Below are 23403 nucleotides of genomic sequence, written 5' to 3' on the forward strand. Positions count from 1 at the left end.
ATAAAATATTTTGAAGATTGGGGATTAAAAAGAATGGAGGTATTTAATTGTTTATTAAAGATAGAAGTTTTTATAAAAAAGTTTTAACTATAGCAATCCCTATAACTCTTCAAAGCCTTATAACATTTGCAATTAATATGATGGATACTGTAATGGTTGGTAGTCTTGGAGAAATTCCATTGTCTGCCGCTTCATTATCAGGTCAGATATTTTTTATAACTACTATTTTGTGTTTTGGAATTGGAGGTGGAGGGGCTGTTCTCACTTCTCAATTTTGGGGGAAAAATGATAAAGAATCTATTTCAAAAACATTATCAATTATTATTAAACTAAATATTTTAGTTGGGTTTATTTTCTTATTGTTATCATTATTAATACCTGATAAATTACTTATGTTTTATACTAATGATGAAGCTGTTATACAAGCAGGAGTTCCATATTTAAAAGTCGTATCTGTAATGTATCCACTTTTTTGTATAACAACAGCTATATCTGTAATATTTAGAACAATTGCACAAGTTAAAATATCAGTTATAGCTAATAGTGTAGCTTTCGTGTTAAATGTTTTCTTTAACTGGATTTTTATTTTTGGTAAATTTGGTGCACCAGCTTTAGGATTAACAGGAGCAGCTATTGGAACTATTATTTCAAGATTTGTAGAGTGTAGTATAATGGTAGGATATTTATTCTTACTTGATAAGAAAATAAACTTTACATTTGAAAAGTTTTTGTCTTTTGATAGGGAAATATTTAAGAAATATTTAAAAACTGGCATTAATGTTTTAATAAGTGATGCAATTTTGGTTGCAGGTCTTACAAGTTTAACTATGATTTTAGGAAGATTAGGTCCAGAAATGATTGCAGCTAATAGTATTTGTAGTATTGTTATTCAGCTGTCTACTATTTCAATTGCTGGAATAGGTAGTGCTGGACTTGTTATAATAGGAAATACTATAGGTGAGGGTAAATTGAATTTGGCAAAATCACAATCAAAAACTTTTTTATTAATAGCTATTATTACAGGTATAATTTCAGCTATAGTTATAATTTTAACCAAGCCTATTGCCATAGATTTTTATAATGTTAGTCAAGAAACTAAAGATATAGCTTATCAACTTATGAATGGAGCAGCATTTATTGTTGTTTTTCAAGTTCCATCGGTTGTTTTGACAAAAGGGATTTTACGTGGGGGAGGAGATACGAAATTTTTATTGTTAGCAGATGTAATGTTTTTATGGATATTGTCAATTCCTCTTGGTATGGCGGCAGCGTTTGTATTTAAGTTTCCACCAGCATTAATATATATATGTTTAAAGTTCGATGAAATAATAAAATCTGTTTGGTGTACAATAAGAATGTTTGGTAATAAGTGGATAAAAGATGTAACAATAGCTTGATAAAAAATTTTAAGAAGAGGTTGTCTTATGGGACTTATATTTAAAATATTTAAAACAATTATTAAAATTGGTATTGTAATTTTTCTTATACTTTTAATAAGTGGTTTTTATGTTTATAAAAGTGCGATTAAAAATGTACCTTTTGAACAAAAAGTTATTGAGGTAACTTCTAAAAATAATTATGTTGAAATACAAGATATTTCAGATTATTTAAAAAAATATGTAGTAAATGTTGAGGATAAAAGATTTTATAACCATAATGGAATTGATTTTATAGCTATAGTTGGATCTTTAATAAGTAATATAAATGTTGGTTACTATAAATATGGAGCAAGTACTATAACTCAGCAACTTGCTAAAAATATGTATTTTTCAAATGAAAAAAAGCTTACTAGAAAAATAGCGGAGATGTTTGTTGCTTTTGAGTTAGAGAGAGAATATTCGAAAGATGATATTTTGGAAATGTATCTTAATATTATTTATTTTGGAAATAATTATTATGGAATAAATGAAGCAAGTTATGGATATTTTAATGTTTCACCTAAAAATTTAAATGAATATCAATCATCTTTGTTGGTTGGAATTCCACAAGCACCAAGTATTTATGATTTAAAAGATAAAAATAATAAAGCTATGGAAGAACGTTATAATCAAGTTTTAAAAATTTTAGTTAAAAATAAAATCATAACGAAAATTCAAGCAGAAGAATTTAGAAAAATGTATTTAGCGTCATAATTTTTTTATGACGCTTTTTTTGTGTTAAAATATAAATGTTAAATTTTAAAATTTTTGGAGATAAGAAAAAATATGACATATAAATTTTGTAGATTTTTTGTTTTTATAATTGTTATGTTATTTGTTTTGATATCTTGTAATTTTGAATCTAAAAAAGTTAAAATTGTTGATGAAGAAAATCTTATTATAAATATTTGGACGGTTGATATAAAATCACGATTTGATAAATACATGAGATATATTATCGAAAAATATGAAAAACTTAATCAAAATATTAAAATAAATTGGCATGATTTTCAAAAAGATGAAATTGTTTTAAAACTATATGAAGCGTGGCAAAGTGAAGAATTACCAGATATTGTTAGTTTAGATACAAATACACTTGTTAATAAAATAAATGAAGATTTGTTTGTGGATTTGTATGAATTTGATGAGGGAATTTCATCTGTTTTCTTTGACAGATTATTGAAGTCTAATGAAAAAAATGGAAAGCTTTTAGGAATTCCATGGTATACAGATATAAAAGTTTTGTTTATAAATAAAAAAATAATGCATAATTCAGGTATATCTGAAGAACAGTATCCAAAAACTGAGGAAGAATTTTTTAATTTATTAAGTGTTGTAAAACAAAATTCTGGAAAATTTGGAAGTATACTTGAACCTGAAAATATAAAAAATTTAATTTTAAATGGATTAAATATATTTGATGAAACAGGAAATGTGAACATAAATACAGAAGAAATAATAAATTATTTTAAAAAATATCAAACGCAATTTCAAGACTCAATTGTACCTAGGGAATTTTTGAATTTTGATGATAAAATTTATTTGTATGCAAATAATGAAGTTGCAATGCTAAAGGCGAATTTTTCATTTATAAGTAGCATTGAGAAAATTTCAAGAGAAGTTTATGATGATACAATAATTTTTCCTATACCATTAGGCAAAAATAATGTTCGTTACTCAGATACAGTTAATTTATCTATTGTAAATAATGGTAAGAGTTTAGATGAAACGTTAGATTTTATCAATTTTGTTGTAAATGAGAGAAATCAAACTGAATTGATTAATCATTTTAATGTACTGCCTACTAATAAATCTCTTATGGATATTGAAATATTGAAAATTTTCTACTTAATGATTCAAAAATCGGACAAGCAAAATTGATTGCATTTAAAAGTTTAGAAAATAGCCAAGATTTTGTTTACAGTATACAAAACTACAATGAAATATCTAATATTATTGAGAAATATTCTAGGAGTATTTATTTAGATGGTGTTAATGTAGAAGAGTTTATTGGACATGCACAAAACGAAATAAATAATTTTTATGTAAATTATTAGGGGGAAGAAAAGAATGAGTTTAAAAAATTTACCAAAAATAAAACATGGGGTTATTGTTGATGTAGATAATTATACAAATGAACATTTAAGTGATCCTATCTTCATTCAATATTTAATTAAATTTTCTGAAAAAGGGGGAGCGAGTGCCTTCTTATCTAAAAATATTAGAAATTTAAAAATATTAAAGGAAACTACAGACCTTCCAATATTTGCAGAGATTGAGGAGAATTTTAATAATATNNGAGAGGAGAGGAGAGGTGAGGAGAATTTTAATAATATTTTGATACCTAAAACTTATGATAATTTTAAAAATATTGTAGAGTTAAAACCTAATTTTATAGTTATAGAAATATGTAATTTTGAAGAAGATTATAAGAAACTAGAAACACTTATTAAAGAAATTAGGATTAATTTTGATGGAGAATTAGTAGGGAAAATTTCTACAAAAGCTCAAGCTGTTCAAGCATATAGATTGGGAATGAATGCTCTTATTATTGAAGTATTTGGAGAATGTATAGAGAATGATTTAGTATCGGAAATTTGTTCTGACATTAATATTCCGACTATTGCAAGTTTAAATTCTGTTAGTTTTGAGGAAGGTAAAAAGCTAATTGAATTAGGTATATACTCATTTATATTGGGTGAGGACGTAACGAACCCTAATAAAATTATAAAGCAACTTACTATGTAAAAATAAAAAAACTATACTTTTGAATTTAAAAGTATAGTTTTAATTTTTTATTGAGGAGACGGTTAAAATTTTTAACACTTTGTCGTTGTATATAGATTCTACTATTGTATCTAAAACTTTAATTATCTCATCAAAAGAGACATTTAAATTTATATATATGTTTGTGTTAATTATAGGTTTTGATTTTTCAAATTGGTTTTTGTTATTTGAAAAATATATATCATTAATTTGTTTTTCTGAAAGTGCATTTATAAAATCAGTTGGATGTTTTAAATAAATAAAATCTATAAGTTTTGGATAAAGATCAAACAATGAAGGGTTATAAAAAACAAGATCATTTATTCTGACTCCACAAAATTTTTTGTATCCTAGGGTATACTCATTAGCTGGTATATTTTTAAAATAAACTCTAACTTCTGAGTTTTTACTTAATTTAGCTGCAGACAATATCATATTTTCAATTTCGTTATTTTTACAATGTTTATTTATTGAATTGTAATTATGGTCATTATTATATATAATGTTGAATTTAGAATTTTGATTATTTTGCATAAACTAAGTTCTCCATTTTTTAAAATTAATCTATGATATATTTATTTATAATTTTAAAGAAGTATGAAAATAGAGATTTAAATTTTGGCGTTGTTTAATTCTATTAATTTTGAAATTATAAGGTCTAAAAGTATGAAATATATACTGTTACAATGGATGTTGAAATTTTTAAAAAGTTTATTATTTTCTACATGAACATAGATTGAAGAATTATCATGTGCTTCTTTTGTAATTGTATCTGAAATTATTATTACAATTTTGTTTGAAAGATATTTTAGTGTTGTATTTATTGATTTTTCATCAAGATAAGTTGGTATGTAAATGACTAAGTCTATTTCTTTTTGTTTTGAAATTTGTTTTGGTGAAGAAGTTATTTTTGAATCTATATTTAGTGAATTTAAATTTTGGTTTAAATAATTTGCAATTTGTTTTGATGAATCTGAAAATAAAATTGAAATAGATTTATGTTTTAAAATTAATTTGCAGATTTCTGTGATTTTAGATTCATTTATTTTTGATATAAAATCTGAAAATGTTTTTATAGAATTTTCAAATATGTAATTTGATGAATTCGAAGAACTTTTTAAAAGTTCTTTAAGTATAGAAGTTAAATTTTCGAAATTATCTACATTTATTTTTTTGCAAAATTTATTAATTGAATATTCTGTAACATTCAATTTTAAACTCAATTCTTTTATGTTCATTTCGCATACAGAAATTATATTTGATGAAATAAAATTAAAAATATTAATTTCCTTATCAGATAGAGAATGAAAAAAATCGTTAAACATATCTTTGAATAAACTCAAAATATCACCACTTTTTAAATTTTATTATGTAAAAAATATCACATGGAAATTAGAAAGTAAATTTAAAAATTTATTTAAGAAATATAATAAAATCTCTTTTTGTTACGATAAATAAGTTGAGTATTTTATTTTTTTATAGGAGATTTTATTTATGAAGAAGGTAGGTAGAAGTAACAGCATAATAAAAAATGTAGTTAGTGGAGTGTTATTAATCGGAGGATTAGCTGCAGGTGTTATTGGAGCAGCAGGTATGGTAGCACATGCAAATGAATCTTCATCAGTGGATATGAGAAGAACAACTCGTAGTGGAGATGTAGAAAATGACAATCAAAAATTTTCAGAAATTATGATTCCGTTGAGTGAAATTGAAACTGAAGAAGATTTAATAAATTTGGTTATTGAAAATGGTACTCAAGTTATAATAGATGAGGAAAGTGGACAAATATATGTTGCATATATAAATGAAAATAATCAAATTGAAATTGCTGAGATTACTGAAGAAGAATTAAGTGAATTAATTAATCAAGTAAATATGATTTCAACTATGGACGTACAAAGTTTACCTGAAGAACAAAGTCAAGAAATTCCTCAAGAATATTGGAGAAGTGTTGATGAGAAAGAGCAAAAGAAAAACAGAAAAAGATTAGATAGTGAAGAAGGGAAAGAAGCTGTAAAAAAAGCTAGAGAATATAAAAAGGGTAAAAAATAATATTGTTGTAAAGTTATCATAAATCTTTTAAAATATTTTATAAATTCTTGTAGAATTAACCACTATGTTTATGGTGGTTAATTTTGTTTTGTTTGGAGGAAATTTTTTTATGTCAGTTGAACTTTTAGCTCCAGTTGGAAATTATGAGTCTTTTATTGGTGCAATTAACGAAGGAGCAGATGCCATATATATTGGGGGGAATAAATTTTCAGCAAGAGCAAGTTGTGAAAATTTTTCTGATATTCAGTTTCAAAATATGATTGATTATGCTCATGAATATGGCGTGAAATTTTATGTTGCATTTAATACGCTTATTAAACAAAATGAACTTAAAGAGGCTTTTGAGTATGGAATAAAGTTATACAATATGGGAGTCGATGCTCTTATTGTTCAAGATACAGGTTTGATTAATATGTTTACGAAATTTAAAGAATGTGAAGTTCATGCGTCAACTCAATTAAGTATTCACAATTTAAAGGGAGCACAGTATTTTGAAGATCAAGGAGTCAAAAGAGTTGTAGTATCTAGAGAACTTTCAATTGAAGATATTAAAATTATATCTGAAAAAGTAGAAACAGAAGGATTTGTACATGGATCTATATGTGTAAGTTATTCTGGTCAATGTACAATGAGTGGATTAATTGCAGAGAGAAGTGGAAATCGTGGAAGATGTGCTCAACCTTGTCGTATGGAGTACTCGTTAATAAATAAAAATGGACAAGAATTTAAAAATGGTTTTTTAATGAGTCCAAAAGATTTAATGACAATAAATATACTTCCAAAACTTTTGAAAGAGACAAAAATAAAATCTTTGAAGATTGAAGGAAGAATGAAACGTGGAGAGTACGTTGTAAATACAGTAAAAGCTTATAGAAATTTTATTGATAAAATTCAGAAAAATATTAAAATTACAAAAGAAGATGTAAAAGCAAAAGAAGAAGATTTATTAAGGGTTTTTAATAGAGAAGGTTTTACAAATGGATATATGTTAGGTTACGAAGGTGAAAAATTTTTGTCCGTTAATAATCCGAAGAATCAAGGTGTTTACATAGGAACAGCTTTACAAGATGGAAGTGTTATTTTAAAAGCTGATGTATCTCTTGGGGATGGAATTTCTTTTGGAGATAATGGATTTATTCTAACAAAAATACTTAATGGCAAAGATAAAATTTCTGAAGCTAAATCAGATATGAAGGTTAAATTATTTCCAAATAAATTTTCAAAAGGAGATAGATTATTCAAAACTAATGATCAAAAATTTGAAAAAGAATTAAGAAAGAGTTTTGAAAATGAGTATGTAATTAAGAATTATTTGAAAGCTAGATTTGAATTTATACCAAATAAACCTATGGTATTAGAACTTTTTTCTGAAAAATACGATTTTAGTGTTAAAGTTTTTGGAGATGTAGTTGAAGAATTTAATAATATTCCTATATCAAAAGAAAGACTAATAGAGAAAATTTGTAAAGGGAGAGTTGGAAGTTTTTCTATAGATAGTGTTGAAATTTTTTATGAAGAAGGATACATAAATATATCTAAAGTTAATGAGATTAGAAGAAATGCTTTAAATGAATTTAGAGAAAAGTTAGTTAATAAATTTCATAAAAATCTTAAATATGATTTTGAAGAAAATTTTGAAAGTAAAACTAGAATTCAAAATAGTGATGAAGAAAAGTATTTTGTTTTTGTTTCAACAGATGATCAATTTAATGTGGTTTACAAAAAAGGATTTAGAAATATAATAATTTCTCCTTTTATGTATAATAGAAAAATAAATTTTGAAAAAATTTTAAGTTTTGAAGATTTAAATTTATATATAAAATTTCCAACAATTATAAAGGAATATGAATTTGAAAAAATTTTTAATGTATTTCAAAAATTTGAAAAAAATATTAAAGGAATTATGACAAGTAATGCAGGAATAATTAAACATTTTAAAAATTCCAATTTAGAAATCATTGGGGATTATAAATTAAATATTTTTAATTCTATGGCCACAAAATTTTATGAAGAAATTAATGTATTTACAGTCAGTATAGAACTTTGTGAAAAAGAAATTGAAGATTTATCAAAAAATTCAGATAAAAATTTATGTATGTTTGTTTATGGTAAACCTGACGTTATGGTTAGTGAGTATTGTCCAATAGGAACTTTTGTTGGCAAAAGATCTTTGAATAAAAATTGTTCGAGACCATGTATTAAAGATGATTTTTATTTAAAAGATAGAAAAGATAACAAACTTTTATTAACAACTTCGATAAATTGTAAAGTTAGTACATATAAAGAAGAGCCAATTAATTTAATAAATGAAATTCCTAATATGAGGAAAAATAATATAAATATTTTTAGATTAGATTTTATAGATGAAACTTATAAACAAACTGAAAAAATATTAGATTATTTAATTCATAGAAAATCATTTAAAAATGTGTTTAAAGGAAATTATTATAAGCCTGTTGATTAGGAGTGATGAAACTAGATGAATTTGAAAGTTTTAGAATTACTTGAGTTTGACAAAGTTAAACAACAAATGTTTAAGTATGTTAAAACTGAAAAAGCTAAATCAATAATTGAAAACTTACAACCATTTTGTACAATAGAGGAAGTTAATAGGAATTTAAATGAAACCAATGAAGCTTTAAATTTTATAAAAGAGTTTGAATATCCAGATTTTAATGGATTGAATGATATTGTTTCTTCAATTGAAAAAATTAGTAAAAGCGGAATTGTTACTGTAAAAGAAATTTATAGAATAGGAACAACCCTCAAATGCATTAGAGGTGTAAGAAATTATTTAGAACAAGGAAATGTTGAATATTTAAAATATTACTTTGATAATATACATTCATTTAAGTTTCTGGAAGAAGCAATTTTAAAAGCAATTAAAGATGGGGAAGAAATTAGCGATTTTGCTAGCGAAAATTTATTTAAAATTAGAAAAGAGTTGAAAAGTAAGACAGCAGAAATTAAAAGAAAGCTTTCAGATGTTTTAAAAACATATTCTAAGTATTTACAGGAAAATATTTTTACAATTCGAGGTGATAGATATTGTGTTCCAGTTAAAGCAGAATATAAATCACAAGTTCAAGGGATTGTACACAACCAAAGTTCTTCAGGATCTACATATTTTATTGAACCGTTAGTTTTAGTGAATTTAAATAATGAAGTTAATGAATTGATTGAAAATGAAAAAGAAGAGATTCAAAGAATTTTAAGAATGCTTTGTATGAAAATATATGATAATTTTGATTTGATAAATATTAGTGTTAAAAATATTTATCTTTTGGAATTTATTTTTGGTAAAGCAAGTTATGCAAATGAAATAGAGGGTATAAGACCAATTATTAATGAAGATGAAAAAATTTATTTAATTTCTGCAAGACATCCATTAATTGAAAAAAATAAAGTTGTGCCTTTAACTTTAGATTTTTCAAATGATAGAAAAGCAATAATTATAACTGGACCAAATACAGGAGGAAAAACTGTAACACTTAAAACTTTGGGACTTATGCACATAATGGCGTTAAGTGGAATGTTTATTCCAGCTTATGAAGGAACTGAAATAATGTTTTTGAATGAAATTTTTGCTGATATTGGAGATGAACAAAGTATAGAAAATAGTTTATCTACATTTTCTTCTCATGTAAAAAATATTGTTAGTATAATTGAAAATTTAAAACCAAGAACTTTAGTTTTATTAGATGAAGTTGGTTCAGGGACAGATCCAGAAGAAGGAGCAGCACTTGCTATTTCTATAATAGAACATTTTATTAATGAAAATTGTAAAGTTATGGGAACCACTCATTATAGTCAGCTTAAAACTTATGCAATAGAATCTGAAAATGTTGAAAATGCGTCAATGGAATTTGATGTTAATACTCTTAAACCAACTTATAGATTGAATGTTGGTATTCCTGGAAAATCTAATGCGTTTATAATTTCTAGAGCTTTAGGAATGAATGAAGATATAATAGAGAATGCGAATAAGTACTTATCAGGAAACACTATAAAACTTGATAAAATTATACGTTCTCTTGAAGAAAAGAATATTGAGGCAGTAAAGAATAACAAAGAAATTGAAATTTTAAAGGAAGAAAATAAGATTTTAAATGAAAAATTGAAGAAACGTTTTGACAGTATTGAAAAAGAAAGAGCAAAAATTATAGAATCTGCGAATTTAGAATCTGAAAAAATTATTAATGATGCAAAAGAACAAATAGATTATATTTTAAAAACAATAAATGATTTAGAAATAAATGGAGTAAATTCAAAAGGTATTAAAGATTTAGAAGCAGCTAGAAGAGAAATGAAGAAGAAAATTGATCAAGAAAATAAAGTTAAAGAAGAAAAGCGTAAAGTAAAATTAAATCAAAATGAAATAGTATTTAAAGCTGGTATGAGTGCTTTTTTAAATAGAATAGGTCAAAATGTTATTTTATTAAATAATCCAGATTCAAAAGGAGAAGTAAGTGTTCAAGCTGGAGTTTTAAAATTATCTGTTAATGTGTGTGAACTTGAAAGTGTTAATTCTAATAGGAGTGATAAAGTTGTAAGAAATAAAAAAGATTTGAAATTAAAGACTAGTAGTATGTCGATGTCAATTGATTTAAGAGGATTGGATACTCTTGATGCAATAAATGAAGTTGATAAATATTTAGATGATGCTTTTGTATCAGGACTTAATGAAGTTTCAATAATTCATGGTAAAGGTACTGGAGCGTTAAGGAAATCTATATCGGATTTATTAAGGACACATATTCATGTTAAATCATATAGACTTGGAGAGTATAACGAAGGAGGAAATGGTGTAACGATTGTTTATATAAAATAATATATTTAAGGAATTCAATTATTTATTGAGTTCTTTTTTTTTTTTTTTAATCATAAAATTTTTAATAAATGGGATTAAAGGAGATTTTTATGGAAAATATTATTGGTGAAATTAAAGATGTTATGATTAACAAGTTAGATATTCCAAGAGAAATTATTAAAAATTCTTATAAAGTAATTATAGAGGGAGATGAGTTTTTAACAGTAGAAAATCATCGAGGAATTGTAAAATTTAATGAAGATGAAGTTGTTTTAAAAGTTGATAATGGTTTATTTATTATGAGTGGAAATAAATTTACTATAGTTTATATTTCAGGAAGGACTTTAAAATTAAAAGGAGTTTTCAAGGGGGTAAAATATGAACAATTATGATATTTTTTCATTTGTGAATGGAAAAATGAAATTAAAAATAATAAGTAAGACCCCAGAACAAATACTGAACATTTTTTGGAAGAGAAATATCAAAGTAATTAATGTTAATAGAGAAAATTTATACACTATATCTTTGACGATTAAATCAGAATATTTTTCTGAAGTTGAAAAAATTTGTAATGAAACAAATAGCAACTTAACAGTAGTACAAGTTGGGAGAATTTTAAAGTTGGCAACTAATTTTAAAGTTTATTTAACTTTAATAACTGGACTAGCTATGTCTTTTGGGATAATAATAATTTTATCATTTTTTATTTGGAAGATAGATATAAAAGGAGATAAACATGTATCTCCTTATGAAATTAGACAAGTTATAAAAGAATTAGGAATAGGAAAAGGAATTTTAAAATCTAAAATTGATACTGAGGAACTTGAAGAACAAATTATAGCGAAAAATAAAAATATATTGTGGTCTAAAGTTAGAATTCAAGGCTCAACATTACAAGTTGAAGTTGTAGAAAGTTTTAAACCACCTGTAATTGAAATTGATAATTCACTTGGTAATATTGTTGCATCTAAAGATGGAGAAATTGTAAGAATATATACTCAGTCAGGAACAGCTGTAGTTCAGCAAGGTGACATTGTTAAAAAAGGTGATGTCTTAATTGAAGGATACCAAGGAAAAGAGGGTGGAACTTATGAAACTCCACCAGTAGGAAGTGTAATTGCAAAAACTTTTTTGGAGTTTGAAGAAGTAGTTGAATTAGAAGGTATAAAAAGTGTAAATACTAAAAATAAGGTTAATGAATATTACATAGAAATTTTTGGTAAAAAATTGTATTTTAAAAAGTATAAAAATGAATTTGAAAATTTTGAAAAACTTAATTATGATAGTAAATTTATTAAAAAAAATATATACTATGAAGTGAATAAATCATCTTATACACTTGATCCTGAAAATGTAAAAAAGAATTTAGTTGATTATTATACAAAACACGTAAGTCAAAATTTAAAACAAACAGATTCCATATTAGGAGTTATAGTTAGAGATGAAATTGTAGAAAATAAACTTAATTTAAAGATTTCGTTTGTTATAGAAGAAGATATTGGTGTTAAGGTTCAAAAAGTTGAAGATACTCAAGAATCTGGTAATGATGGTTTATAGATGAGGTTTAAATTTAGAGGAGTGATTTATTGAAATTAAAAGGATTTGCTAATATTTTTTTGAAATACAAAAATTATTTGATGCTTTCATTTATTATGTTTCTTACAATTATGGTCGTATTATCGTCTACACTTGAAAGAAAATATGATTTAAAATTAGGAGAGGTATCTCAATATACAATAAAAGCACCGAGAGAAACTCAAGATAAATATTCAACAGAACATAGAATTAAAGTTGCACAAGATGAAGTTGCAGCTCAATTCAATCATAGAAAAGAAGTTCGATATGATGTTTTAGAAAAACTTGAAAATTTATTTAAAGAATTTTATGAGTTGAAAGATTATCAGGTTATTGCAGATTCAGTTTTCTTAGATTTGAATAAAAATTATGGAATTGAATTAGAAATAAATGATTATAAAGCTATTCTTTCTCTTGACATCAATGATTTAAATACATATGAAAGATTTTTAAGTAATGTTATAAATAAAGTATATGAGCTGAAAATTGAGGATGGAAATGTAAGTGACTTAGAAAATGTAAAATCTTTTACAAGAGAAGAAATAAATAAGACAGTAGAGCATGAAGGATTTAATGAGATCTCTGTTAATATTATTCTTCCTATGATAAAGCCTAATTTTTTCTATGATCATGAGAAGACTGAACAAAAAAGGGAGGAAGCGGCAAAAAATGTTTCTCCAGTAATAGTAAAAAAAGATCAGGTAATAATTGAAGCTGGAGATATAGTTAATGAAAGTCATATATCAATACTAGATAGTTTGGGTATATTAAAAACATCAAATATTAATTGGGGATTAAATTTTGCAATATTAACATTAATTTTGCTTACTTTCGTGATTGAATATTTGTACTATAGACGTTATCAAAAAGATTGTATAAATAATGTTAATTTTTTAAACGTCATTATGATAATAAAATTTTTAGTTGTTATTCTTGTTCGAGTTATAGGAGAAGATTATGTTTATATAGTTCCTTTTGCTTTAGGTCCTTTGTCAATAACAGCACTTATAAATAATAACGTATCTCTTATGACTAATTTAATGACATTGGTTTTGATTGGAATAATAACAAAGTTTAATATAATTGTTGTTTTTATGAGCTTGTTTAATGTTATTTTAGGAACATTATTTTTAAAGAGATTGAAAAATAGAATACATTTTATAAAATTATCTAGTTGGTTTGGAATAATAAATGTTATTATTTTGACAACAATTACATTTATTATTGGAAATGTAAAATCTTTAGTGTTATTGGATATAGTGTTTTCTTTTTTGGGTGGAATTTTGTCTGCTATATTGGTTGCAGGAATACTTCCTATTTTTGAAAATTTGTTTAATATAGTTACTTCAATGAAATTATTAGAACTTATAAATCCAGAGCATCCACTTTTAAAGAAACTTGTAGTTGAAGCGCCAGGTACGTATAACCATAGTTTGATGGTTGCAAATTTGGCAGAAGCAGCTAGTGATGCTATAGGTGCTAATTCTTTATTAACGAGGGTATCTGCTTATTATCATGATATTGGTAAAACAGGAAAACCATATTTTTTTAGAGAAAATCAAGTAGGAAGTAAAAATCCACATGATAGAATCGATCCTTTAACAAGTGCTAACATAATTTTTTCTCATGTTAAATATGGTATTCAATTAGCGAGAGAGTATAAATTGCCTAAGTTCGTTGAGCATGCTATAGAAGGACATCATGCAAATACGTTAGCAAAATATTTTTATCTTACGATGAAAAATAATTCTAAAAATCCTGATGAAGTAAATGAAAAAGATTTTAGGTATGGTGGAGAGTTACCAAAGACTAAAGAAGTGACAATACTTATGTTTGCTGATAGTGTTGAGGCAGCTGTTAGATCTTTAAGTGAACCAACTCAGGAGAATATAAAGAAAATGATAGAAGATATAGTTGATGATAAAATAAGAGATGGACAATTAAAGAATAGTCCTATATCATTTAAGGATATAGAGATTATGAAAGAGTCTTTTCTTAAAACTTTAAAAGGTATATATCATGAGAGGATAGAGTATCCGAAGGAAGAAAATAAAGAGAATAATAGTGGAGTTTAAGTATATAAGCAATGAATATTAATGTTGAGAATCGTCAAAATACAGTTCGTTTAAATGAGGGTTTTGTTGATTTTATCGAAGAAGTTGTAAAATGTGTATTGAATTTTGAAGAAGTGAATATTGAATGTGAGATTGTTATTTTATTTGTTGATGATGAGACTATAAAAGAAATTAATTTTGAACATAGGGGAATAAATAGAGAGACGGATTGTTTATCTTTTCCAATGCTTTATTATGAAGAAGGTAAGGTGTTTAAGGATCAGTATAAAAATTTTAAATTTAAAGATTATGATATGAATGGAGAAAATTTGTTGTTAGGAGATATAATAGTTTCTCTTGAGAAAGCACAATCTCAAAGTTTAGAATTTGGTCACAAATTTGAAAGAGAAGTTAGTTATTTGGTTATACATTCTTTATTACACTTACTTGGATATGATCATATTGAAGAAAAAGATAAAAAAATTATGAGATGCAGAGAAAAGGAAATTATAAAAAAATTATGTATTTTTAGATAATTAAGGAGGAGGGTAATATTAAAGTAAAAAAATTAGTCGATAGTTTTAATAATGCAATATCAGGTATTTTGTATGCTGTAAGAACTCAATTAAATATAAAGATACATTTGGTTGTGGCATTTTTAGTTATGAGTGCTTCTTTGTTTTATGACATTACAAAAATAGAATTGATAATATTGTCCCTTACTATAATACTTGTTGTGTTTGCAGAACTTATAAATACAGCCATAGAAGTTGCCATTGATGCTACAACAAATTATTATCATCCGCTTGCTAAAATTGCTAAAAATATTTCTGCTGGTGCTGTTTTGCTTACGGCATTAAATGCAATATTTATAGGATATTTAATATTTTGGGATAAAATAAATAATTTTAGTTTTGGAGTTATAACCAAAATTAAACAGAGTAATCCGTATATGGCATTTGTAATTTTAGTAATGGTGGTTATTATTACTGTTATTACTAAAGCTATATATGGAGAAGGAACTCCTCTTAGAGGTGGAATGCCGAGTGGACATAGTACGATTTCGTTTTCTATAGCAACTATAATATCTTTTATTACGAATGAGCCTATTATTATAGGACTTAGTTTTATGATGGCTATTATTGTTGCACAAAGTCGTGTTGATACAGGAGTTCATAGTTTAAAAGAAGTTGTGGTTGGAGCTATCTTAGGTACTGTTTTGACAATTATAATATTGAAAATTTTTCTGTAGATTTAAGTTTTGGAGGAAATTATGATTGATGAGAAAGTTTGTCTACAATTAATTGATAGTGCTATTAAAGTTAGGGATTATTCTTATTCTCCTTATTCTAATTTTAAAGTTGGTGCAAGTATTTTAGTTGATGATTTTAAAATATTTTCTGGTTGTAATATAGAAAATGCTTCTTATGGTGCTTCAAACTGTGCAGAAAGAACTGCTATATTTAAGGCTGTTTCTGAGGGATATAAAGTTATACATGCTGTGTGTGTAGTAGGATCATTTGATGAATTTACATATCCTTGTGGGATTTGTAGGCAGGTTATGTTAGAATTTGCTTTGAATAATAGTGTTCCAATAATAATTGCTCAAAGTAGAGAAAATTATATAGTACATAAATTGAATGATATAGTTCCATTTGAGTTTAGTAAAAATAATTTGATTTGATAAGAGTGGAGTAATTTAAATGCATAAATCAGGATTTGTAAGTATAATTGGGAGACCTAATGTTGGTAAGTCTACGCTTTTAAATGCGTTTTTGAATCAAAAGCTAAGTATAGTTTCTAGTAAGCCTCAAACTACAAGAAGTAATGTTGAAGGAATTTTAGATAGTGAAAATTATCAGATAATTTTTACAGATACACCAGGATATCATGAACCTAGACATAAATTAGGAGAATATATGATAAAATCAATTTCAAGTGGATTAAATGAAGTTGATGTTATAATTTTTGTTGTTAATTATAAAAAAGAGATTTTAAATTCAGAAATGGAAATATTTGAAAAAATAAAGGATAAAAAAATTCCTAAAATTTTTGTTCTGAATAAGATTGACGAGATAAAAAGTGAAGAAGTAATGGTTGCTTTAGAAAAATATAGTAAAGTTATGAAATTTGATGAGTACATACCTGTATCGGCTTTACAAGGGAAAAATTTAGATAAACTATTGGAACTTATATTAAAATATTTACCAGAAGGTCCAAAGTTTTATGAAAATAATCAAACTGCAGTTAATAATGAAAGATTTTTTATATCGGAAATTGTTAGAGAAAAGATTTTAAAATTGGTTAGAGATGAAATACCACATGGTATTGGTGTTGAGATTATTTCTATGAAATACGATGAAGATAAGAAGAAATATAATATTGAGGGAAATATTTTTTGTGAAAAGGAAACACATAAGCCAATTATTATTGGAAGAAATGGAGAAATGTTGAAAAAAATTTCAACGTATTCGAGGTATGATATTGAAAGATTTTTAAATGATAAAGTTTATATAAGATTATGGGTTAAGGTTCGTAAAAATTGGAGAGATGATAATAATCAGCTTAAAAGTTTGGGTTATAAATAGGGAGAAGCATCTATGATGTTTCTCTTTTTTTAATAAAATTATTTTTAGAGGTTTGGAAATGAATATAAATGAAAAAATGTTTGAGTTTAAAAATGAAGATGATGCGATTGCAATGAGTTTATATATGAGAAATAAATTTAAGTTTTTAGGAATTAAGAGTCCAAAAAGAAAAGAGATTTTTAAACAAATATTTGAAAATTTCAAAAATAATAAAGAAATTGATAAAGAATTTGTGGTAAAATTTTTTAATAAGGACTATAGAGAATTTCAGTATATTGCAATTGATTATTTGATTAAGATGAAAAAATATTTTCTTAAAGATGATATATTTTTTATAAAAGATTTGATAATTACAAAATCTTGGTGGGATACTGTTGACCTTATAGCTAGCAATTTATTGGGTGAAATTTGCAAGAAATATCCTTCTCTTATCGATGAACAAATTGTGTTTTGGATTAATGATGAAAATATGTGGTTAAGAAGAAGTAGTATAATTTTTCAATTGAGATATAAGGAAAATACAAACTTAGAAATTCTTCAAAAATCTATAGAAAGTAACATAGATGATGACGAATTTTTTATTCAAAAAGCTATTGGTTGGGCTTTAAGGGAATATTCAAAAACTGATTATAAGTGGGTTCTTAATTTTATAAATAATCATAATCTTAGCAAGTTAAGTAAAAGAGAAGCAGAAAAATATATAAAAAGAGGTGAATTTTCATAAAACAATTTATGAATATAGTGTTTGGAATTAATTAATGTAAAAGGTTTTGTTTTAAAAGAACAAACGTATAAAGAAAATGATAAAATTGTATGGATTCTTTGTGAAAATATAGGTAAAATATCAGTGTTAGCAAAAAATGCAAAAAAAAGTACTAATTCATCTTTTGTAGTTACTCAACCTTTTAGTTTGGTTCAATTAAATCTTAAAAAAGGAAAAAGTTTTCACTATATATTTGATGGTACATTAATTAAAAATTTGGATTTTATAGGTTGTAGAGATAGTATTTTTTATTTAACTTATTTTTTTGAATTATTGGATATTGCATTTTCAGAAAAAGATATTATTGACAGGAATTTTTTTAAATTTTTATTAAATATTTTTTTAATGTTTGAAGTACCTGAAATTAATAAAAATTTAATTATGAGAATTTTTGAATTACGGATTTTGAGAGAAGTTGGATGTAACTTTGAGTTTGAGTATTGTTATTACTGCTCTAATAGAGTTAAAGGCAGTGTTAGCTATTTTGATTTTTCACTTCAAAACGTGGTATGTGTTTCTTGTAGAAAATTGAAGGAGTTTAAAGTCGAGAATAGAATTATAAATATTATGCGATTTTTAGGCACAGTTAATGTATCTAGTATATTAAAGATAAAGGTATCTGATGAAGATATGGATTTTATTTTTAAAATTAATAAAGTTCTTTTAGAACAAAACTTAGTTAAAATGCCAAATAGTATAAAATTTTTAGGAGGATATTAAAGATATGAATGACAATACATTGTTCCAAAATATGGAGATATTAAAAGAAAAATTTAAAATTTCGTACAAAGAAGCTAAGGAAGTTTTAGAGTCACATGACAATAATCTTATAGAGTCATTAATATTTCTTGAAGAAATATATTCTGAACCAGATTCTTGTCAAGTTAAATCTTACTTAAATAACATAAAAAATAAGTTGATTGAATTGTATAAAGAAGGAAGTAATCAACGTATTATAATCAGCAGAAAAGATGAGGTTATAGCTGATATTCCATTAACAGCTGTTGTGATTTCATCATTTGCATTTATATTATATCCTATTCTTATACCAATTAAGCTTGGTGGTGTTTTATTACTTGAGCTAGATATTAAAATAGTTGATAAATCAGGAAATGTATATCATGTTAATTCAGATGTTAAAGATAAGATGAATCAAGTTTTTTCAACATCTAAAGATAAAATAAATGATATGATATCAAGTGCAGCAGATATAAAATTGAATGCAGATGAGTTTAGGAATAAGGCATTAGAATTTGGAAGAAAAACTAGGGATAGTTTTAATGAACTTATAGAAAGTAAGATTTCAAAAACTATCAAGGAAAATACTTCGGATTATGCTAAGTTTGTTTATGATGCAGAAAATGATGAAGTTAAAGAAGAATACAATTATGAAAGTAACGAGGACTTAGAAAAAGAACAGCATGAAGATGTAAAAGTAGAAGATTCAAATGATGAAGTTATTGATGATGAAAAAGAAAATAATGATAAAGATAGTTCTCTTTAAAAAAATTTTTGGTAGTTTAAAATAGAAAATATTGATAACATATATTTGTATATTTTAATTTATATACAATATTTGTGATATAATGTATAATTAGGTAGGTTTTAGTCAAACATTATAATTATGCGCAGCAGTATAATTTTATTTGTCAAACATAAAAGGAGTGAATTAAATGTCTAAGAAGTATGTGTACCTTTTTAGTGAAGGCGATTCTTCTATGAAGAATCTTCTTGGGGGTAAAGGTGTCAATCTTTGTGAAATGACTAAGATAGGCGTACCTGTACCACAAGGCTTTATTGTTAGCACAGAAGCTTGTAATCAGTATTATGAAGATGGAAGGAATTTAGCAGCAAGCATAGAACAAGAAATTTATGAAACTATGTCTAAGTTAGAATCTATAACTGGCAAGCAATTTGGCGGAAAGAATAATCCATTATTAGTTTCTGTTAGATCAGGTGCAAGAGTTTCTATGCCAGGAATGATGGATACAATTTTAAACCTTGGGTTAAATGATGAAGTTGTTGAAGTTATTTCAAAATCAACAAATAATGAGAGATTTGCTTATGATTCTTATAGAAGATTTATTCAAATGTTCTCAGATGTTGTAATGGGAATAGAGAAGAAAAGTTTTGAACATTTGATGGATCAAATGAAAGAAAAAAAAGGTGTTAAACTTGATACAGAGTTAGATGCTAATGATTTGAAAGAATTAGTAAAGCAATTTAAAGAGCATTATAAAAAAGAAAAAGGAGAAGAGTTCCCAAGCGATCCTAAAAAACAATTGATTGAAGCAGTTGTTGCTGTTTTTAGATCATGGAATAATCCAAGAGCGATAGTTTATAGAAGAATGAATGATTACCCATCAAGTTGGGGTACAGCAGTTAACGTTCAAGAAATGGTATTTGGAAACAAGGGTGAGCAGTCAGGAACAGGGGTTGCCTTTTCAAGAAACCCATCTACAGGGGAGAACAAAATTTTTGCAGAATATCTAATGAATGCACAAGGTGAGGATGTTGTTGCAGGTATTAGAACACCAGAACCTATCGAAACTTTAGAGAAAAGAAATCCAGCTATATACAAAGAGTTTATGGATATAGTTGAAAAGTTAGAAAAGCATTATAAAGACATGCAAGATATGGAATTTACAATTGAAGAAGGTAAATTATATTTCTTACAAACAAGAAACGGAAAGAGAACAGCACAAGCAGCTTTAAAAATAGCAGTAGACCTAGTTGAAGAGAAATTAATCAATAAAGAAGAAGCAATATTAAAAGTAGAACCTAAACAATTAGATACATTACTACACCCAACATTCGATCCACAAGTAATTAAAAATTCTACGCCAATAACAAAAGGACTTCCAGCATCTCCAGGAGCAGCAACTGGAAAGATTGCATTTACAGCACAAGAAGCTAAAGAAAGAGCAGCAAATGGCGAGCAAGTAGTATTAGTAAGACTTGAAACATCACCAGAAGATATTGAAGGAATGGTGGCAGCACAAGGTGTTCTTACTGTAAGAGGTGGAATGACTTCTCACGCAGCAGTTGTTGCTAGAGGAATGGGTACTTGTTGTGTTGCAGGATGTGGAGATATCAAAATAGATGAAGAAGCAAAAACACTTGAAGTAAATGGTAAGACTTACACTGCAAATGATTATATTTCTATAGACGGTTCAACAGGTAATGTTTACGGAGAGCAAATTAAAACGGTTGCTCCAGAAATTAGTGGATATTTCGAAACTTTCATGACATGGGCAGACGAAATCAGAAAATTAAGAGTTAGGACTAACGCTGATACTCCAAAAGATGCTGAACAAGCAATTAAGTTTGGAGCAGAAGGAATTGGTTTATGTAGAACAGAGCACATGTTCTTTGAAGCTGATAGAATTCCAGTAGTTAGAGAAATGATTGTTTCTAAAACTGAAGAGCAAAGAAGAGCAGCACTTGAAAAATTATTACCAATGCAAAGAAAAGATTTTGAAGGTCTATATGAGGCAATGCAAGGTCATCCAGTTACAATAAGATTCTTGGATCCGCCTTTACATGAGTTCTTACCACATAAAGATGAAGAAATAAAAGAACTTGCTAAAGAAATGGGATTAACTTTTGAAGAGTTAAAGAGTACAGTTGAGGATTTACATGAGTTTAACCCAATGATGGGACACAGAGGATGTAGATTAAGTGTTTCTTACCCAGAAATAGCAGAAATGCAAACAAGAGCGGTAATAGAAGCTGCTATTAATGTTAATAAGAACAAAGGGTTAAATGTAATACCTGAAATAATGATTCCACTTGTTGGAGAAATTAAAGAACTTAAATATGTTAAAGATGTTGTAGTTAAGACTGCTGAAAAAGTTATGGAAGAGAAAGGTGTTAAATTAGAGTACATGGTTGGTACTATGATTGAAATACCAAGAGCAGCTCTTACAGCTGATGAAATAGCTAAAGAAGCTGAGTTCTTCTCATTTGGAACAAATGACTTAACTCAAATGACATTTGGTTTCTCAAGAGACGATGCTGCTAGATTCTTAGCTGATTACTATGATAAGCAAATCTATGAGTCTGATCCATTTGCTAGAATAGACGAAACTGGAGTGGGACAATTAGTACAAATTGCAGTAGAAAAAGGTAAAAAGACTAGACCAAATATTAAACTTGGAATATGTGGAGAGCATGGTGGAGATCCATCTTCAATAGAGTTTTGTCATAATGTCGGATTAAACTATGTATCATGTTCACCATTTAGAGTTCCAGTAGCTAGACTTGCTGCAGCTCAAGCTCAAGTTAAGAATAAAAAATAAATACATTATTAAAGCTGACCTTGTATTTAAGGTCAGCTTATTATTTTTTGAAAAAATTGAAATTAAAGTTTATATATTTTTCAAAAAGATATGAAAATTCTATATGTTTATTAATTGATGTACAAGTTTTTAATAGTAAATTTTCTTGAATGGATTTTTCGTATGAAGATAGTTTTTTAATGTTAGAGAAATAAAATTTTGATATTTTCCAAAACTTTTGGGGAAATGATAAATATGCAATAAGATATAAGTATTCATCTAAAAAAAGTGGATTATTTTTATCATAATTATTGATTAATGTAATTGCTGATTCAAAATTCCAATTTGTATTTGTTCTTCTTAGATATCTTCTTAAGAAATATGCTAGATCAAATACAGAAAAATTTATACAAGATCTATCGAAATCTATTGGGATTATTTTTTTGTTACTTATTAATATGTTTTTGTTTACATAGTCTCCATGACATGCGCTAATATTGAGATTTTTAAAATTTATTATATGAGAAAATTGTTTTGCAATATTTGATAGATACAAAAAATCATTAAAATTTAGTATAAATATTTGTGAAAAAGTATCTTTGTATAATTTGGCGATAGTGTGCATTTTATGTAATTCATTAATATGTTTGGTATATTTTTGATTTAAATCTATGAAATTATAAAATAGCTTAGGGACCTTAAAGATCATCCTGTTCCAACTCCTCTGCTGTGGGCAGGGTTGCTGCTCGCTAGATCAGCTTGCCTAGATTTACATCCAACCTGGCCTTGTACATCTCTGAGGATGGAGCATTCACTTTTTTTCTGAGCAAAAATTTCCAGCACCTCACCACCCTCTGAGTAAAAAATTTCTTCCTAACATCTAACCTAAATCTCCCCTCTTTTAGTTTAAAGCCATTCCCCCTTGTCCTATCACTATCAGACTATGAAAAAGTTGGTCTCCCTCCTGTTTATAAGCTCCCTTCAAGTACTGGAAGGCTGCATCTTTGTGGCCCTCCTCTGGACCCACTCCAACAGCTCCACATCTTTCCTGTGCTGGGGACCCCAGGCCTGGATGCAGTACTCCAGATGGGGCCTTA

The 23403-nt window shown here is 26.4% G+C and carries 22 protein-coding genes and 1 pseudogene; 19 read left to right on the forward strand and 4 right to left on the reverse strand.

Going from position 1 to position 23403, the window contains the following annotated elements:
* The first annotated feature begins 47 nt into the window (after positions 1-47).
* The 5 genes and pseudogenes from A6P36_RS07575 to A6P36_RS08430 form a co-directional block, all read left to right on the forward strand.
* The gene (locus A6P36_RS07575) at positions 48-1397 is read left to right on the forward strand and encodes an MATE family efflux transporter (RefSeq protein WP_066762860.1); all 1350 of its coding nucleotides are present in this window, start codon (positions 48-50) and stop codon (positions 1395-1397) included.
* Positions 1398-1424: 27 nt separating this feature from the next.
* Positions 1425-2132 carry a transglycosylase domain-containing protein gene (locus tag A6P36_RS07580; RefSeq protein ID WP_066762864.1) on the forward strand — a complete coding sequence of 236 codons (708 nt, stop codon included), beginning with the start codon at positions 1425-1427 and terminating at the stop codon, positions 2130-2132.
* Between the two features lie 72 nt (positions 2133-2204).
* Positions 2205-3299 carry an ABC transporter substrate-binding protein gene (locus A6P36_RS07585; RefSeq protein ID WP_066762867.1) on the forward strand — a complete coding sequence of 365 codons (1095 nt, stop codon included), beginning with the start codon at positions 2205-2207 and terminating at the stop codon, positions 3297-3299.
* Positions 3296-3475 (forward strand): hypothetical protein, encoded by a 180-nt coding sequence (locus tag A6P36_RS07590; RefSeq protein WP_066762870.1) that lies wholly within the window; start codon positions 3296-3298, stop codon positions 3473-3475. The genes A6P36_RS07585 and A6P36_RS07590 overlap by 4 nt, the downstream gene beginning before the upstream one ends.
* A gap of 13 nt (positions 3476-3488) precedes the next feature.
* Positions 3489-3715, forward strand: a pseudogene (locus A6P36_RS08430) (N-acetylmannosamine-6-phosphate 2-epimerase); the annotation flags it as partial.
* A 490-nt stretch (positions 3716-4205) separates the two neighbouring features.
* Here the strand turns inward: A6P36_RS08430 and A6P36_RS07600 are convergent.
* Both A6P36_RS07600 and A6P36_RS07605 read right to left on the reverse strand, forming a co-directional pair.
* Positions 4206-4718 carry a hypothetical protein gene (locus A6P36_RS07600; protein WP_066762879.1) on the reverse strand — a complete coding sequence of 171 codons (513 nt, stop codon included), beginning with the start codon at positions 4716-4718 and terminating at the stop codon, positions 4206-4208.
* A gap of 77 nt (positions 4719-4795) precedes the next feature.
* Complete coding sequence (locus A6P36_RS07605) at positions 4796-5527, reverse strand: MurR/RpiR family transcriptional regulator (protein ID WP_066762883.1); 732 nt, start codon at positions 5525-5527, stop codon at positions 4796-4798.
* A 151-nt stretch (positions 5528-5678) separates the two neighbouring features.
* On the opposite strand from A6P36_RS07605, the gene A6P36_RS07610 reads away from it, so the two are divergent.
* The 14 genes from A6P36_RS07610 to ppdK all read left to right on the forward strand — a co-directional run bounded on the left by A6P36_RS07610 (position 5679) and on the right by ppdK (position 22327).
* Positions 5679-6236 (forward strand): hypothetical protein, encoded by a 558-nt coding sequence (locus A6P36_RS07610; RefSeq protein WP_066762887.1) that lies wholly within the window; start codon positions 5679-5681, stop codon positions 6234-6236.
* Positions 6237-6345: 109 nt separating this feature from the next.
* Positions 6346-8700, forward strand: coding sequence for a U32 family peptidase (locus A6P36_RS07615; protein ID WP_066762889.1), 2355 nt, complete (start codon positions 6346-6348; stop codon positions 8698-8700).
* A gap of 15 nt (positions 8701-8715) precedes the next feature.
* Positions 8716-11067: an endonuclease MutS2 gene (locus A6P36_RS07620; RefSeq protein ID WP_066762892.1), complete on the forward strand. Its 2352-nt coding sequence runs from the start codon at positions 8716-8718 to the stop codon at positions 11065-11067.
* Positions 11068-11156: 89 nt separating this feature from the next.
* On the forward strand, positions 11157-11438 hold the full coding sequence (gene yqfC, locus A6P36_RS07625) for a sporulation protein YqfC (protein WP_066762894.1): 282 nt from the start codon (positions 11157-11159) through the stop codon (positions 11436-11438).
* The gene (yqfD, locus tag A6P36_RS07630) at positions 11425-12603 is read left to right on the forward strand and encodes a sporulation protein YqfD (RefSeq protein ID WP_066762896.1); all 1179 of its coding nucleotides are present in this window, start codon (positions 11425-11427) and stop codon (positions 12601-12603) included. Before yqfC ends, yqfD begins: the two co-directional genes overlap by 14 nt.
* Positions 12604-12683: 80 nt before the next feature.
* Positions 12684-14696: an HD family phosphohydrolase gene (locus A6P36_RS07635; RefSeq protein WP_441004739.1), complete on the forward strand. Its 2013-nt coding sequence runs from the start codon at positions 12684-12686 to the stop codon at positions 14694-14696.
* A gap of 11 nt (positions 14697-14707) precedes the next feature.
* Positions 14708-15211, forward strand: a complete 504-nt coding sequence (gene ybeY / locus A6P36_RS07640) for an rRNA maturation RNase YbeY (protein ID WP_066762902.1) — start codon at positions 14708-14710, stop codon at positions 15209-15211.
* 17 nt (positions 15212-15228) lie between these two features.
* The gene (locus A6P36_RS07645; RefSeq protein ID WP_066762904.1) at positions 15229-15927 is read left to right on the forward strand and encodes a diacylglycerol kinase; all 699 of its coding nucleotides are present in this window, start codon (positions 15229-15231) and stop codon (positions 15925-15927) included.
* Positions 15928-15948: 21 nt separating this feature from the next.
* Positions 15949-16359: a cytidine deaminase gene (locus A6P36_RS07650; protein WP_066762907.1), complete on the forward strand. Its 411-nt coding sequence runs from the start codon at positions 15949-15951 to the stop codon at positions 16357-16359.
* A gap of 19 nt (positions 16360-16378) precedes the next feature.
* The gene (gene era, locus A6P36_RS07655; protein WP_066762909.1) at positions 16379-17263 is read left to right on the forward strand and encodes a GTPase Era; all 885 of its coding nucleotides are present in this window, start codon (positions 16379-16381) and stop codon (positions 17261-17263) included.
* Between the two features lie 58 nt (positions 17264-17321).
* The gene (locus A6P36_RS07660) at positions 17322-17987 is read left to right on the forward strand and encodes a DNA alkylation repair protein (RefSeq protein WP_066762911.1); all 666 of its coding nucleotides are present in this window, start codon (positions 17322-17324) and stop codon (positions 17985-17987) included.
* 21 nt (positions 17988-18008) lie between these two features.
* Positions 18009-18746: a DNA repair protein RecO gene (recO, locus tag A6P36_RS07665; RefSeq protein WP_066762914.1), complete on the forward strand. Its 738-nt coding sequence runs from the start codon at positions 18009-18011 to the stop codon at positions 18744-18746.
* 4 nt (positions 18747-18750) lie between these two features.
* Positions 18751-19530: a DUF4342 domain-containing protein gene (locus A6P36_RS07670; RefSeq protein WP_066762919.1), complete on the forward strand. Its 780-nt coding sequence runs from the start codon at positions 18751-18753 to the stop codon at positions 19528-19530.
* Between the two features lie 169 nt (positions 19531-19699).
* Positions 19700-22327 (forward strand): pyruvate, phosphate dikinase, encoded by a 2628-nt coding sequence (ppdK, locus tag A6P36_RS07675; RefSeq protein ID WP_066762922.1) that lies wholly within the window; start codon positions 19700-19702, stop codon positions 22325-22327.
* A 40-nt stretch (positions 22328-22367) separates the two neighbouring features.
* On the opposite strand, the gene A6P36_RS08510 is transcribed toward ppdK, so the two are convergent.
* Together A6P36_RS08510 and A6P36_RS08260 are read right to left on the reverse strand one after the other, a co-directional pair.
* Positions 22368-23015 (reverse strand): phosphotransferase, encoded by a 648-nt coding sequence (locus A6P36_RS08510; protein WP_066762924.1) that lies wholly within the window; start codon positions 23013-23015, stop codon positions 22368-22370.
* 192 nt (positions 23016-23207) lie between these two features.
* Positions 23208-23403 (reverse strand): hypothetical protein (locus tag A6P36_RS08260; protein WP_207644325.1); only part of this gene is annotated, 196 nt, incomplete at its 5' end.

The sequence above is a fragment of the Candidatus Arthromitus sp. SFB-turkey genome (assembly GCF_001655775.1).
Lineage (GTDB): Bacteria > Bacillota > Clostridia > Clostridiales > Clostridiaceae > Dwaynesavagella > Dwaynesavagella gallinarum.